General features: G+C 35.7%; 15 protein-coding genes. 4 read left to right on the forward strand and 11 right to left on the reverse strand.

All coding sequences use genetic code 11. The features are described from left to right. Nucleotides 1-26: 26 nt before the first annotated feature. Nucleotides 27-683 (reverse strand): protein-L-isoaspartate(D-aspartate) O-methyltransferase, encoded by a 657-nt coding sequence (locus EA772_RS20050; RefSeq protein WP_124914687.1) that lies wholly within the window; start codon nt 681-683, stop codon nt 27-29. A gap of 182 nt (nt 684-865) precedes the next feature. Here EA772_RS20050 and EA772_RS20055 point away from each other — a divergent pair, with 182 nt between their 5' ends. Next, nucleotides 866-1,552, forward strand: coding sequence for a hypothetical protein (locus tag EA772_RS20055; protein ID WP_010603104.1), 687 nt, complete (start codon nt 866-868; stop codon nt 1,550-1,552). Here the strand turns inward: EA772_RS20055 and priA are convergent. Then, nucleotides 1,549-4,029, reverse strand: a complete 2,481-nt coding sequence (priA, locus tag EA772_RS20060) for a primosomal protein N' (RefSeq protein ID WP_124914688.1) — start codon at nt 4,027-4,029, stop codon at nt 1,549-1,551. The two genes, EA772_RS20055 and priA, sit on opposite strands and share 4 nt — an antisense overlap. Further along, a complete protein-coding gene (locus tag EA772_RS20065) occupies nt 4,029-4,415 on the reverse strand; it encodes a DUF423 domain-containing protein (RefSeq protein WP_010603106.1) in 387 nt (128 codons plus the stop codon). Before EA772_RS20065 ends, priA begins: the two co-directional genes overlap by 1 nt. 90 nt (nt 4,416-4,505) lie before the next feature. Here EA772_RS20065 and EA772_RS20070 point away from each other — a divergent pair, with 90 nt between their 5' ends. Together EA772_RS20070 and EA772_RS20075 are read left to right on the forward strand one after the other, a co-directional pair. Then, nucleotides 4,506-6,074 carry a hypothetical protein gene (locus EA772_RS20070; protein WP_124914689.1) on the forward strand — a complete coding sequence of 523 codons (1,569 nt, stop codon included), beginning with the start codon at nt 4,506-4,508 and terminating at the stop codon, nt 6,072-6,074. Between the two features lie 30 nt (nt 6,075-6,104). Next, nucleotides 6,105-7,514, forward strand: coding sequence for a DUF5723 family protein (locus tag EA772_RS20075; RefSeq protein WP_124914690.1), 1,410 nt, complete (start codon nt 6,105-6,107; stop codon nt 7,512-7,514). Here EA772_RS20075 and tsaB read toward each other — a convergent pair whose 3' ends face one another. The 7 genes from tsaB to EA772_RS20110 form a co-directional block, all read right to left on the reverse strand. Then, entirely contained in the window at nt 7,515-8,198 is a 684-nt protein-coding gene (tsaB, locus tag EA772_RS20080; protein ID WP_124914691.1) for a tRNA (adenosine(37)-N6)-threonylcarbamoyltransferase complex dimerization subunit type 1 TsaB, read from the reverse strand. 135 nt (nt 8,199-8,333) lie between these two features. Beyond that, nucleotides 8,334-8,564: a membrane protein insertion efficiency factor YidD gene (gene yidD / locus EA772_RS20085; RefSeq protein ID WP_010601721.1), complete on the reverse strand. Its 231-nt coding sequence runs from the start codon at nt 8,562-8,564 to the stop codon at nt 8,334-8,336. Continuing rightward, nucleotides 8,548-8,946, reverse strand: a complete 399-nt coding sequence (locus EA772_RS20090; protein ID WP_039842483.1) for a ribonuclease P protein component — start codon at nt 8,944-8,946, stop codon at nt 8,548-8,550. Before EA772_RS20090 ends, yidD begins: the two co-directional genes overlap by 17 nt. 66 nt (nt 8,947-9,012) lie before the next feature. Further along, complete coding sequence (gene rpmH, locus EA772_RS20095) at nt 9,013-9,171, reverse strand: 50S ribosomal protein L34 (RefSeq protein ID WP_010601723.1); 159 nt, start codon at nt 9,169-9,171, stop codon at nt 9,013-9,015. Between the two features lie 163 nt (nt 9,172-9,334). Further along, nucleotides 9,335-10,069: a LytTR family DNA-binding domain-containing protein gene (locus EA772_RS20100; protein ID WP_116167873.1), complete on the reverse strand. Its 735-nt coding sequence runs from the start codon at nt 10,067-10,069 to the stop codon at nt 9,335-9,337. Then, nucleotides 10,047-11,108 carry a sensor histidine kinase gene (locus EA772_RS20105; protein WP_238533689.1) on the reverse strand — a complete coding sequence of 354 codons (1,062 nt, stop codon included), beginning with the start codon at nt 11,106-11,108 and terminating at the stop codon, nt 10,047-10,049. Before EA772_RS20105 ends, EA772_RS20100 begins: the two co-directional genes overlap by 23 nt. A gap of 76 nt (nt 11,109-11,184) precedes the next feature. Continuing rightward, entirely contained in the window at nt 11,185-11,946 is a 762-nt protein-coding gene (locus EA772_RS20110) for a LiaF domain-containing protein (RefSeq protein WP_124914693.1), read from the reverse strand. Nucleotides 11,947-12,004: 58 nt separating this feature from the next. On the opposite strand from EA772_RS20110, the gene EA772_RS20115 reads away from it, so the two are divergent. Then, the gene (locus EA772_RS20115) at nt 12,005-12,949 is read left to right on the forward strand and encodes a ChaN family lipoprotein (RefSeq protein ID WP_246834002.1); all 945 of its coding nucleotides are present in this window, start codon (nt 12,005-12,007) and stop codon (nt 12,947-12,949) included. Nucleotides 12,950-12,986: 37 nt separating this feature from the next. On the opposite strand, the gene mscL is transcribed toward EA772_RS20115, so the two are convergent. After that, nucleotides 12,987-13,436 carry a large conductance mechanosensitive channel protein MscL gene (gene mscL, locus EA772_RS20120; protein WP_116167870.1) on the reverse strand — a complete coding sequence of 150 codons (450 nt, stop codon included), beginning with the start codon at nt 13,434-13,436 and terminating at the stop codon, nt 12,987-12,989. Between the last annotated feature and the right edge of the window lie 20 nt (nt 13,437-13,456).

A 13,456-nucleotide genomic window follows, 5' to 3' on the forward strand; every position in this document is an offset into this window, starting at 1 on the left:
TTAGTTCGAACTGAAATTGCAAAGCACTACCAGGCCTGATCGCCAACCAGTGGCACAAACCTAAAGGTATCTAAAACTATTTTTTCGTAATCTGTTTCGCTTACGCGGATGACCGTTACCATTTTTTGCGTTTTTTCATCACCAACGGGAATAACCAGAATACCACCGATTTTTAACTGCTTGAGTAGAATTTCTGGAACAAGTGGCGCACCTGCCGTTACGATAATTTTATCATAAGGTGCATGTTTAGCAATCCCCTTTGAACCATCACCGCAAAAAAATGTAGGTTTGTAGCCCATGCCCGGTAGAACTTGAATGGTTCTGTTGTAAATGTTCTCTTGCCGTTCAATGGTATACACCTCCGCACCAAGTTCCATTAAAATACAAGTTTGGTATCCAGAGCCTGTTCCAATTTCCAGCACTTTATCGCCTTTTTTGATGTGCAATAACTCACTTTGATAAGCAACAGTATAAGGTTGAGAAATGGTTTGTCCATCTCCTATCGGGAAAGCAATATCTTTGTAAGCCTGATTCCAAAATGTTTCATCAAAAAAGAAATGACGCGGCACTTTGCCTATAGCTTCTAATACGTTCCTATCTTCAATCCCACGAGATTTCAGTAATTCAACTAACTTCTTTCTCGCACCACGCTCTCGGTAATTATCAACAAATTTATAGGCCATGAAGTCTCAAAATTAGCTTTTTTAAACATTGTTACAAGATAAAGAATTCAACATTAACCTAACTTGCAGTAAATCAAAACTAAAAGGTTAGGCTCTAAACAAAGTGTTAAACATTAATTGTGTATTAAGGAATTATTTCTACTTTTGAAGTCTAAAATACACTGCTCAATCTATATCTGTATATGAAAAAAGTATTAATAGGCTTATTTTTGTTAAGCACAGCCGTATCAACAAATATTTTAGCACAAACCAGTGCCGACTATAATTACTCTATCGCAGCAAGGGCATTCAGCCTGATGCAACTACCGAAGATACTAAATCAAACGAATACTCAAGACTATACTAAAATGTATGGGAATGGTGTGATGCTTAAATTCAACGATAACCAGATTAGCTATAGAATTAGCGGAAATTATTTTAGAAGTGGAGATGTAATGTTTCAAAATACTTGCGAAACTTGCGAGATAGCACAAGGAAAAGTAACTGATTATTCATTTAAAATTGGTTTCGAGAAAAACTTCAATTATTCAAGAATCCAACCTTATTTCGCTTTCGACATCGGTTACCGTTCAAACAAATTTACCGGAACATTGACGCCAGCAAATGAAATGGTGCCTTCAACTAGTCAATCAGCAGATGCTAGCAAAAATGGATTGGTGATGACACCTTCACTGGGGTTCAAGATTAATATTATCCCCAATCTATCTGTGTTTGCAGAAAGTAGCTTGGATTTTTATTATTCCTATGAGAAGCAAGATATTACACAGCCTAACTTAGCAGGAAGAACTGTTAATACCTATAATAAATGGGAATTTTTATTAAATCCTGTTTCGGCTGGCATTCAGTTCAACTTCAACAGTAAAAATTAATACGGGTCTACATCAATCTGAGTAAAAACACCCTTAAACTCTTTGGTGGCATTAAACTGCGTAAGTGTTTCCCTTAAAGCATCTTTTACTTTTTGTATTGCAGTGTGTTTATCTGCCTTTATAATAATCTGCTTGATGTAAAGGTTACGAACACGGCTAATCAGTGGCTGCTCTGGCCCTAAAACCCTTTTACCGAATTTAGCTTTTAAGATATTTGCCAAACTCAACGCAGCATGATCTAAGACGTGAGAATCCTTGTGCTTAATGTAAAGGAATATCATTCTTGAAAATGGCGGATACTGAAATTTTTCACGTTCAGCAATCTCATCGTTATACATTCCTTCGTAATCATTATTTACAACTTGTTTAATGATTCGGTTATCTGCATCATAAGTTTGAATGCATACATTGCCCTGGTCTGCTCTTCTGCCAGCTCTTCCTGCTACCTGAGCCAGAAGTTGGAAACTGCGTTCGTAAGCTCTAAAATCAGGATAACCTAAAAGTGTATCGGCATTGATAACGCCTATCAAACTTAAATTATCAAAATCCAAACCTTTAGCCACCATTTGTGTGCCGATCAGGATGTCGGTTTTCTTCTCTTGAAAATCAGTTAAAATTTGCTGCAAACCGTTTTTGGTGCGTGTGCTATCCATATCTAAACGGGCAATCGTAATATCCGGGTAAAGCAACTTGAGTTCTTCTTCAATACGCTCGGTTCCGAAACCTTTTTGTTCGACATGTACTGAGCCACAGGCCGGACAAATAGTTACACTGCTCTGCTGATAGCCGCAGTAGTGGCAGTGCAATTTACCGCTACTTTTGTGGTAGGTTAAACTTACATCGCAATTGACGCATTTGGGCGTATAGCCGCAAGTAGCACAAATCAAAATGGTTGCATATCCTCTTCGGTTTTGAAAAAGGACAATTTGCTCCTTTTTAGAAAGCGCCAGATCGATGTCCTTAATCAATACACTGGAGAAATACGAAACCATGGTTTTCCTTTTTGTTTCTTCCGAAATACTCACCACTTGTTGATTTGGCAGCTGCACTCCGCCAAAACGTTCTTTCATTTCAACCAAGGTGTATTTACCTTGCAAAGCATTATAATAACTTTCCAGTGATGGTGTGGCGGAACCCAAAATCACCTTCGCCTGATGCAAGTGCGCTAGATAAATTGAAGCATCTCTTGCCTGATATCTTGGAGCCGGATCATATTGTTTGTAAGAAGGTTCATGTTCCTCATCGACAACAATCAATTTCAAATGCTGAAAAGGAAGGAAAACTGCCGATCTGGCGCCAAGCACAACCTTGTAAGCGCCGGTTCTTACTTTATTCCAGATCTCAACCCTTTCGCTATTATTAAATTTAGAATGATAAACACCGATTGCGTTGCTAAAATAGCGTTTTATACGTTCTACAATTTGCGTTGTTAGCGCAATTTCCGGCAAAAGGAATAAGACCTGGCCATCAGTATTCTGAATAACCTCTTCGATTAACTTAATGTAAACCTGTGTTTTACCTGAAGCGGTAACGCCATGAAGCAGTACCACATCTTTCTCTTCAAATGCATTTTGAATTTTGACCAATGCCTCCTTTTGACCATCATTAAGTTGGAAATTTACATTAAAGGCTTCATCATGAGCTGCCAACCTGCTCACCGGTCGCTTCATTACTATAAAAATTTCTTTATCGGTAAGTGCTTTAAGTGCTGCAGGTCCGCAATTGCTTTCTTCTAAAAGTTGTTCTTTTAAAATAGGAAGATTTGATTTTTGTAGTTTAAGATAAGCAAGTAAAGCATCTAACTGTTTGGGTGCTCTCTCCAGAACAGAAAATAATTGTTTGAGATTTTCCTGATCCGTGTAAAAATCATTCAATAGAACGAACGACTTTAATAAGGGCTTGTATTTCTGTACAACTTCTTCTGCTACCAGAACAAGCTCTTTATCCAATAAATCGTTGATGATCGGGTAAACTGTTTTTTGTCCTAATAGTTTTGAAACATCATTAACAGTAAGCCTCTCCTGCGTTTTTAATGCGGAAACAATTATTTCTTCTTTTTCTGTAAGAGCAATTTCGTCATTAAAATCATCGCGAAGAATGAGAATGGTTTCGCTTGCAAGTTTTAAACTGGCTGGTAAAGCGGCAGACATGACGTCGCCCTCATTGCACATGTAATAATTCTTCATCCATTCCCAAAACTTCAACTGAGTTGGGGTGACTACCGGTTCTGCGTCAATGATATCAATAATGTATTTCGCTTCGTATACTCCAGGTGGCTTGGTAGATATTCCACTGATTAATGCAGTATAAATTTTATGTTTGCCAAACTGAACCACAACTCTTTTACCAATTGCAACCTGGTCATTCAAGTCGAAGGGTACCCGATAAGTATAATTTATCGCCAAAGATAAAGGCAAAATAACTTCTACAAAAAGTGTTTCTCTCTCTGCAAAAATATCATTTCCGAAACTATCCATTACTTATCTTTAAAAGCTGCAAAAAACAACATGATCCATCCCAATACGAACAATAACCCGCCGATTGGTGTTAATGGCCCAATTAAATTAATGAAATCTAGGTGTAAAATACTCCGGGTGGCCAGTAGGTATAAAGATCCTGAGAATAAAATTATTCCGAAGGTGAAACAGAAGTAAGCAATATTGATCAGCTTATTTCTATACCTGGCAAAAGTAGAAAGATATAAAAGAGCGAAAGTATGATAGAATTGATAATCAACTCCTTTTTGCCAAATTTCCATTGATGAGTTATCTATTAAAGCCTTTAAGCCATGTGCACCAAAAGCACCTAGTAAAACAGCCACTACACCAAAAAAAGAAGCAGTAAGTATAATTCGTTTATTCATATATTTTTGCTTGAAGCAATCGCTAAATTAATAAATTGGCATAGAACTTCGCTCTAATCAATGTAATAAATTAAATTTGTTGCACAGCAAATGAAAAAGATCATAATTTTAATAGTTGCCTTATTAGTCGGTATTGTTTTCATGACGTACCTATATTTTTCAAAATTAGGACAAGAAAATAATGCGAAAGATTTAGCGCTTCAGTGTGCTACCAATAATGCCTCATTGGTGGTATCTTTTCAAAATGACAAAAGTTTTTATGAGATTATAAGCGCTCAAAATCTTGTTCAGCAGGTGTTAGGGGAAGAAAAAACCAATTTTTTAACCGAATTAAAAACACTGATTATTGATGATAACGGATTGAACAGTTATATTAAAGATCAAAACATTTACATTAGCCTGCTTCCAGATTCGAACCAATCACTTAATTTTTTATTAACTGTACAAATTAAGCCTGAAGAAGATGTGAACAAGCTTAATACCCTCATCAAGTCGAAAAAATACATTTCACTAATTAAAGATGATTTATATCGAATTAACCTGAACGATACCATCTCAGCTTATGCGCAGATTAAGGATAGAGTAATTACATTTTCCACTTCATTAAAATTAATTAAGGATGCAGCTGTACGCCTGTCAGAAAATCCATTCACAGATTATATTAAAGAGCATAGTGGTGCGGCAAAAAGTGCCTTGGCACAGGTTTACCTTAATTTCAATCAGGCGCCTTTATTATTGAAGAATATCTTGTCAGGAAATTTAAACGGAAATATTGCATTCATCAATAAACAGAATGGTTTTGCTTCATTAAGTTACAATTTCAGTAAGGAACGAATTCTCTTTAACGGAAACACCACGCTAAAAAATGAAGATAGTTATCTGAAACTTTTTGAAACGAGTGCAGCTCAGGTTACCAATATTCAAAATATCTTACCAGATAATACGGCTAATTACACCATATATGCTTTTGAAGATTTTCCATCATGGTATAAAGATTTTATCCTCTTTCAAACGCAAATAAAAGACAGCGATCGAGCAAAATCAATTATTAATGATGTTAAAAATCAATACCGAACAGATCTAAATTCAATATTCCCGATTTATACTAAAAATCAGTTTGCAACATTTCAGTTAATCACTACAGAAAAGTTAGCTACCATTCAACTTAGCAACGGAGAAAAAGTTAAGCAACTTTTGTTAGATGTTAGTACAGATTACAATGAGGATATTAAAATTTTTAAATCTTCCAATATCCTCTACAGTTATTATGGAGAGGCCTTTAAACATTTCAGCAGACCATATTATATCATCATTGATAACTACATGGTTGTGGCTAACAACGCCAGTACTTTACAATCCTTTTTAAATAGTTACAAAAATAACAAACTGCTTATTCAGAAAGCTGATTATCTTGATGCCATGAATCAAATTTCGTCGACATCTAATGTTACATATTATATCAACCTGAAAAATTCGAGCGATATTCTACGAGATAATCTATCTTTAAAATATTACAAGCACCTTCGGGCAGATAGTGGCTTAAGAAGTTTTGATACGTTTTGTTATCAACTCGTTGCTGATCAAAACAAATTTATCACTAATGTACTGTTAAACAAATATGTACAAGCTTTAATACCAGATTCGCTAAGTATCCGTTAATAAGAAAATTGCAAAGAACCTAATTTATACATGAAGAAACTCTTACTTGCCTTAGTCATTATCGCCAGCTTCAAAAATGTAAATGCCCAGCAGTATGCGCTTTTTGGCACAAAAACCATGTTTGACGCTTTCGAAAATCCATCTCAAAAGTCATTTACGCTGGATTCATCGAGAAAATTCTCTTCTAATTTTTTTCTCCCTTATTTTGGAACAAATGCTGCAAACAGAGGCAACTCAGCTTATTCTATCAGAAGAATTTCTCAGGCAGGAGTTTATGACACTGAATCCCTATCCATTGGTAATGGTGAGATCAATAATCTATATACCAACAGCAATATTTATGTTGCAACTTTTAGATTATTCAAATCTTACAAATATCAAAAAGAAATGGGTTTTGCCTGGCAAATCCGATCTGATGCGCACATCGATTACACTAATGAAACCCTTGCTATCTTCGATACCTTTACCCGCTTCCCTACAAATACCGATCTGAGGGATATATTTAATACAAAAGGCTATCAGCAAGCTTATCACCAATTTAGTTTTTCTTACCGAGAGAATTATAACAAAAGACTTGCCTTTGGTGCCAAGGCGAGTTTATTGAGTGGAATTGTATATACAGATTTAAATGTCGCTCATTCAAATTTGTATATCAGTCCTGAAACAAATTCATTATTAATTGGAGTAGATGGAACCTACTCAAGCAACTTCTATGATTTAGATGAAGTTGATAAAAAAACATTTTTTCCTAACTTCAAAAACCCTGGTTTATCTCTTAGTTTTGGTACAAATTACACCAGCAAAAAAGGCTTGTTTTTAATGGCCAATGTTAAAGATCTTGGTTTTATCTGGTGGAGAAGCGGAACTCAACGCACAACCGTGAATACGCAAAAATTCATCGAAGACCTAAACGATAATCGATCAAATACCAATCAGGAGATTAAAGATATTTTTCTGCTCTCTCAGCAAAGCAAAAAGTTTTTGGCAGCTACAAACGCAAAGCTTGATGTTTATGTTTCTAAAACCTATGGTTTTTACAAACCCGGGCTCGTTGTATCTAAAAACCTGTTTTATAAAGGTGGAGATATTGCGTTTATAAATACTTTCAATTATAATAATCTCTCTGCCAGTGTTACACCGGCTTATAATCTAAACAACATCTTTATGGTTGGATTACAGGGCAAGTACCAAACACCTAATTTTGAACTTTTTGGTGGCACAGACAATTTATTTTCTACCGTAAACCAGGCAAGAGGAATCATCAATAGTACTGCAGATGTGGGTAAGGGTCCGAATGGTGCTTCGATTTACATGGGTATCGGAATTAAGTTCGGGAATGTGGTAAATCATCCTCAATTCAGCGATACCATGCCTGGCATTAATGATCAGAACGAAGGCAGCTTCTTTAAAAACTTGTTTTCAATTTTTAAAAGAAAATAATCAAACTTTCTTTTTAGGTTGTGTAACTACAAAATCTTTTAAATAAAAAGGCTCGAAATAAGCAATATCTTCAAAATCAGATTGTTGGAACGCTTGATTTGCCAACGATGACATATATTTCGCTGAGTTAAAATTGGCTTCACTAAAACTTGCATTAGATTGTTGCAAAGTTTCTACGCATTTTGCTGCGCCATCTCCTAAAAAGGTAATCTGATTAGTTGCCAGCAAATTAGCGAAACTTGTTTCATCAATAATTTTAGCAGAGGTAGGTTCTAAAGCATTCAATTCAGTATCGAAAACAGCGGTGTAAACCTCCATCCTTCTGGCATCAATCATTGGGCATATTAATCCTGAAAATTGATTTTCGGCAATAAAGCCAGCTGCCATCATTTTTAAGGTTTCAATGGCGATTAAAGGTCTATCTAGTGCGTAACATAAACCTTTAGCGGTGGATACTCCAATTCTCAAACCAGTATACGAGCCCGGGCCTTTGCTTATGGCAATTGCATCTAAATCTTGGTAAGTGAGTTTAGTGGCATGAATTACATCCTCAATAAAAAGTGTTAAGTTACTGGCGTGAAGATTTTGCCCAATTTCTTCTTTTACACAAATCGTTTTTCCATCAATTGATAATGCAACTGAACAAACCTGAGTAGCAGTTTCTATTTGAAGTATTGTAGCCATGCGGCAAAGATATTAAAAATTGTAAAATGGATTTAGAAGCTGAAAATCTTAACTAGAAATTAAAATCTATTACAAACTAAATACGCTCTGAAGAAAGGCATAATGATAGGTCCACCAATTCAGCGAAGGAATTTATTAAGGTACCGGATCATGCCCATGCGCTCCCCAGGGATGACAACGACCAATACGTTTTAACGCCAGCCAACCACCTTTAAACGGGCCATGCTTGCGGATCGCTTCAATTCCGTATTGCGAACAGGTTGGGGTAAATCTGCAGTTTGCTCCCAACATGGGGGAAATGGCATATTGATAAACCTTGATCAAGCCTAAAAAAAACCAGGAAAAAATTTTATTGATCAGCTTCATTAGGAAGAACTAAAGTTTTAAAACGCTTGAATGTAGCTAATAACTTTTTTTCAATAAAAGTAAATTCATATTTTTCTTTTCCAACAAATTGTATTGAGAAAAGCAACAGGCCTTTATCTGTAGGTAACTGAGTATAAAAAGATTCTTTTTTGTTTAGACGATAGGCTTCGCGGATGCGACGTTTAAGCAGATTGCGGTCTACTGCTCGCTTATATCTCTTCTTTGGCACATTGATTACAACTTGTGCCTGAACACTTGAAGCTTCATCAACAAAAAGGTAAGAGATACGAAATGGGTATAATAAAAAAGAAGAACCGTTTTTAAATAGCAGATCTAAATATCTTCTGCTACATAACCGTTCTTCTTTTTTGAATGTGTACATATATTTTTGATTGATAATTGCAGATTTTGATCTGCCCGTTCCGGTTGCCCGGAAAGCAATCAAAAATTATGCTTTATGCTTGCGTTCGTCAGAAACTGTTAATCTTTTTCTTCCTTTAGCACGACGTGATGCTAATACTCGTCTGCCGTTAGCTGTTGCCATTCTTTCGCGGAAGCCGTGTTTGTTTCTTCTCTTTCTTTGCGAAGGTTGGTATGTTCTTTTCATGACTGTATATTATCTTATTATAATTTCAAAATTAAGAGGTGCAAATATAAAGCGATTTCTCTACAAATGCAAGTCTGTTTAGTTTTTATTTTTATTTGAAAAACAAATGTAATAATTCTTTTTAAGAATCGGTTTCTAATGGCCTCAAACTTATATTGAATTTTTATAAACCCAAAGCTGCCTTCAGTTTAACATAACCTGTTTTACTTACTGGCAACCAAATATCCGATTTAAGCAAAACTACGTAACTGTCTTTTTCTTTCAATTCTATTTTAGTTACCTGGGCCAGGTTGATGATGTATGACCGATGGATGCGAATGAACTGGCTGGAATCTAAAGTTTGTTCGAAGTATGCCATCGTTTTATTTTTGTAGAAGGCGCCATCAGCGGTGCTTAATTTCACATAATCATCATCTGCTTCCAGGTAGTTGATATCTCCGGTAGGAATAATTTTAATTACACCGTCTTTTTTCACTACCACCCTGTTATTTTGTGCCGGGCTTAGTGCAGCAGCATCTAACACCGCTTCGGTATTTTCGGTTTGATTCAATCTGGAAGGCAGCTTTTTGATGGCTGTATCAAAACGGCCCTTATCAATCGGTTTAAGCAAATAATCAACTGCATTAACTTCAAACGCTTTAATGGCATATTCATCAAAAGCCGTTGTAAAAATCACTGCAGGCTTATCTTCCACTAACTCGAGCATCTCAAAGCCACTAATTTTTGGCATCTGAATATCTAGGAAAATTAAATCAGGCTTATGCAGGCTTATTGCCTTTAATCCTTCAAAGCCATCGCAACACTCTGCAACAATCTCAATTTCAGGATGATCGGTCAGATAATATTTAACAATATCTCTCGCTAAAGGTTCATCATCAATTAGTATCGTTCTGATCATTTGTTTGGGGAATTTTTAGGGTGGTAATATATAAATTATTTGCTTCAATTTCGGTTTGCAGCAAATGTGGATTTGCAAATAATAAATATAATCGACGTTTAATAGCACTTAAACCAAAACCCGTTCCACCGGCTGCTTTCATCTCTGGGTCAAACGGATTTTGAACGCGTAACGCTAAGATATTACGATCTACCGTTACATCAACTTTTATGGTAATTCCTGCAGATGTATTATATAAACCAAACTTTATGGCGTTTTCCACTATCGGTTGTAATAAGGTCCCGGGCAAAGATAAATTCAAAGTATCATCAGCAACATTAACCTCAATATTTAATCGATGGCTAAACCTCACCTTTTCGATATCAAGATACAATTGTATGTACTCCATTTCTTCTTCAACAGAAACCCATAATTCATCATCACGTTTTAAAGTCCCCCTTAAAAAAGAAGCCAGCTTCGTAATCATCACCCCAGCTTCTTTTGGGTTTACCATAGTAAGCGCAAATACCGAATTTAAGCTATTAAACAAAAAATGAGGCTGAAGTTGATGCCTTAATTTGTTTAGCTCAGCCTCCTTCGCTAAGCTTTTAGCCGCCGAAAGCCGTTCATGGGTTTCAGACTGTTCTTCTAACCTGTACCATAAAATATTTGCTAGCGCACACCAGCCCAAACACATAAAAGAAATTAAGCCGCGAAATGCAAAGGAAAAATTGTAAAAATCTAAATATTCTTTAAAATCGGTAAATATGTAGAAAATGGCATATTTTGCTGCATAAATAATTACAAAGGTTAACGCCAGGGTAATAATCAATACATACAAAATCCGCTCGTTTTTGGGCTGATAATATCCCAACATATTGCTTATGGCAATGCAGGCCATCACCAACAGAAAATTACTCAAAAAGCTATCAGCTAAAGAGATTAACCACGAAAAGTTTACCACATAATGTAAACCCACACTACATAAAATGAACCACGCAATGGCAATAGCCAAAGAAGTTTTCTGTATTCGTGGTATGGAAAGCGGTCTAGTTGTCAAGAGAGATTTGATTAGTTAATGTTAGGATGAGTTAAAATGGCGAATATTGTAGCTCGCCATATATTTTAGTTTTGGTTTAAAAACTTTTAATTTCGATGCCTCCAAATAGCACCGTACCATCTAAAATTAAAGTTTTTTGCATTTGATCTACTGGAAGCATATGTCCTCTCTTATCTTCTACACTTCCGAAGATTGCTGTTACATTCGATTTTATAGCCCAGTTGGGAGGAACGATTAATTTAATACCTCCAAAAACAGCGGTTACATCAATTGAAACTGAATCATTGAAATCGGCTTGAGTCATAATGATATCTGCTCCGCCGAAAACAGTGGTGATATCTCCTCCTTTAAAATTTTTCGAGTAAACAGTTTGATTTGAACCCCCAAAAACTGCTGTTACATCAATAATGTCATTCGAATTCGAATTTTTATCAGCAGCTTTGAACTCGGCATTCTCACCTACTCCACCGCCAAATTCATTTTTGAAATTATCTTTAAACGACTTTTTATCCCGTGGCTTCAATATTAAAAATCCACCAATAATTACAAGACCAAATCCAAGCGCATATTTTGATACATCAAAATCAAACCCCATGTCATCAACAGTTTGGTAAACACCAAACAGGATTAATATTAACCACCCAACTCCTTTAAAATTACGCCTTACACCAAGAAATACCCCCAATGCAATCAAAAACGTCCAAAAGCTAAATATCCAATGCGGAATATTTAAACCCATATTGTCCAGAAGAAAGGCTAAGCCTATTATTATAATTACTAAACCGCTCAGCACTCTTCCTGAACTTTTAATTGGTTTAGTTTCATTCATATTTTCCATGTGTTGAATTATTAATAATCAAATATATTTATTCATTGCATTTGTATATATACCGTTTATGATGAGCATCAGCGAAAAAGCGGTAAGCTGCATGATTTCATCGGTGAAATTATTTTCCTATTTTGAGGGCATGAAATATTTACTGCTTATTCTTTTCATAATAATTTCTATACCATCATTTTCTCAGGAAGCTGCTTTAAGCTATAAAGTTTACGATACTAAGAAACAAAAAGCTATAGCAATTGATGATATTATTAAAGACATGAAAAATAATGATGTATTGTTTTTTGGAGAAGAACATAACGACTCAATAGGCCATATGTTAGAAGCCACCATCTTCAAAAAACTAAACGAGGCTTATCCTGGTAGAATTACGCTTAGTTTAGAAATGTTCCATACGGATATTCAATCTGTTGTTGATGAATATCTGGCAGGACTGATATCAGAAAAAAATTTCGTTAAGGAAGGAAGAGCGTGGTCTAATTATAAAGATTATCAGCCATTAATAGAATATGCAAAAGCAAATAAGCTGCCGGTAATAGCAGCAAATGCAGCTACACGCTACAGTAATGCCGTAACAAAAAGTGGACTGGATATTTTAAAAAGTTTTCCAAAGTCATCACTCGATATACTGCCACCAATACCGCTAGATACTGCCACTGGGCGATATCTGGAAAAGTTCACTGATTTATTAGGCGGACATAACATGGGCTCGATGAAAGTTTATCAAACGCAAAATTTCTGGGATGCAACAATGGCATGGTCTATTGCTAAATCCTTTAAAACTACAAAAAGCAATAAGGTTTTGCACTTAAACGGCCGCTTCCACAGCGATGAAAAACTAGGCACTTTAGCGAAACTGCAGAAATACTCGCCAAAATTAAATATTTTAAATATTTCGTCTTTCAGTAGTGAAGATTTTGAAAGCCCGGATTGGGGGAAATATAAAAGTCTTGGTGATTATATTATTATCACAGATCCGAGTATCAAAAGAAGCTTTTAAATAAAAAGATCTGCCAAAATTTGGCAGATCTTTTTATTTATGCTTTTGCTTTTAACAAATCTCTTATTTCTGTTAATAAAACTTCTTCTTTTGGTGGTGCTGGCGGTGCCACTACTGCCGCAGCCTCTTCTTTCTTTTTCATTTTATTGATCGCTTTTACCATCATAAAAACAACCAATGCCAACAATAAAAAGTTAATGGCTACAGTAATAAAGTTACCATACGCAAATATCGCAGCATCTGGAGCCGCTTTTTTTGCATCAGCCAGCGATGCGCCAGCAGGAATTGATTCAGCACCTTTACCCATTGCAAAATAAATACTGCTAAAATCTGGTTTACCAACCATCGCAGCTACTACCGGCATAATTAAATCTTCAATTACAGAAGTAACAATTTTACCGAAAGCGCCGCCTATAATAACCCCAACGGCTAAATCGAAGGCATTTCCCTTTATGGCGAATTCCTTAAATTCTTTTACAATACTCATAAATTTTTGTTTAGTTTATA

It is taken from the genome of Pedobacter sp. G11, from assembly GCF_003860265.1.
In the GTDB taxonomy this organism is placed as follows: Bacteria; Bacteroidota; Bacteroidia; order Sphingobacteriales; family Sphingobacteriaceae; genus Pedobacter; species Pedobacter agri.

Coding starts and splice junctions, on each gene's coding strand:
- EA772_RS20050 (WP_124914687.1), bottom strand. CDS start 683: ATGGCCTATAAATTTGTTGATAATTACCGAGAGCGTGGTGCGAGAAAG.
- EA772_RS20055 (WP_010603104.1), top strand. CDS start 866: ATGAAAAAAGTATTAATAGGCTTATTTTTGTTAAGCACAGCCGTATCA.
- priA (WP_124914688.1), bottom strand. CDS start 4,029: ATGGATAGTTTCGGAAATGATATTTTTGCAGAGAGAGAAACACTTTTT.
- EA772_RS20065 (WP_010603106.1), bottom strand. CDS start 4,415: ATGAATAAACGAATTATACTTACTGCTTCTTTTTTTGGTGTAGTGGCT.
- EA772_RS20070 (WP_124914689.1), top strand. CDS start 4,506: ATGAAAAAGATCATAATTTTAATAGTTGCCTTATTAGTCGGTATTGTT.
- EA772_RS20075 (WP_124914690.1), top strand. CDS start 6,105: ATGAAGAAACTCTTACTTGCCTTAGTCATTATCGCCAGCTTCAAAAAT.
- tsaB (WP_124914691.1), bottom strand. CDS start 8,198: ATGGCTACAATACTTCAAATAGAAACTGCTACTCAGGTTTGTTCAGTT.
- yidD (WP_010601721.1), bottom strand. CDS start 8,564: ATGAAGCTGATCAATAAAATTTTTTCCTGGTTTTTTTTAGGCTTGATC.
- EA772_RS20090 (WP_039842483.1), bottom strand. CDS start 8,946: ATGTACACATTCAAAAAAGAAGAACGGTTATGTAGCAGAAGATATTTA.
- rpmH (WP_010601723.1), bottom strand. CDS start 9,171: ATGAAAAGAACATACCAACCTTCGCAAAGAAAGAGAAGAAACAAACAC.
- EA772_RS20100 (WP_116167873.1), bottom strand. CDS start 10,069: ATGATCAGAACGATACTAATTGATGATGAACCTTTAGCGAGAGATATT.
- EA772_RS20110 (WP_124914693.1), bottom strand. CDS start 11,946: ATGGAAAATATGAATGAAACTAAACCAATTAAAAGTTCAGGAAGAGTG.
- EA772_RS20115 (WP_246834002.1), top strand. CDS start 12,005: ATGATGAGCATCAGCGAAAAAGCGGTAAGCTGCATGATTTCATCGGTG.
- mscL (WP_116167870.1), bottom strand. CDS start 13,436: ATGAGTATTGTAAAAGAATTTAAGGAATTCGCCATAAAGGGAAATGCC.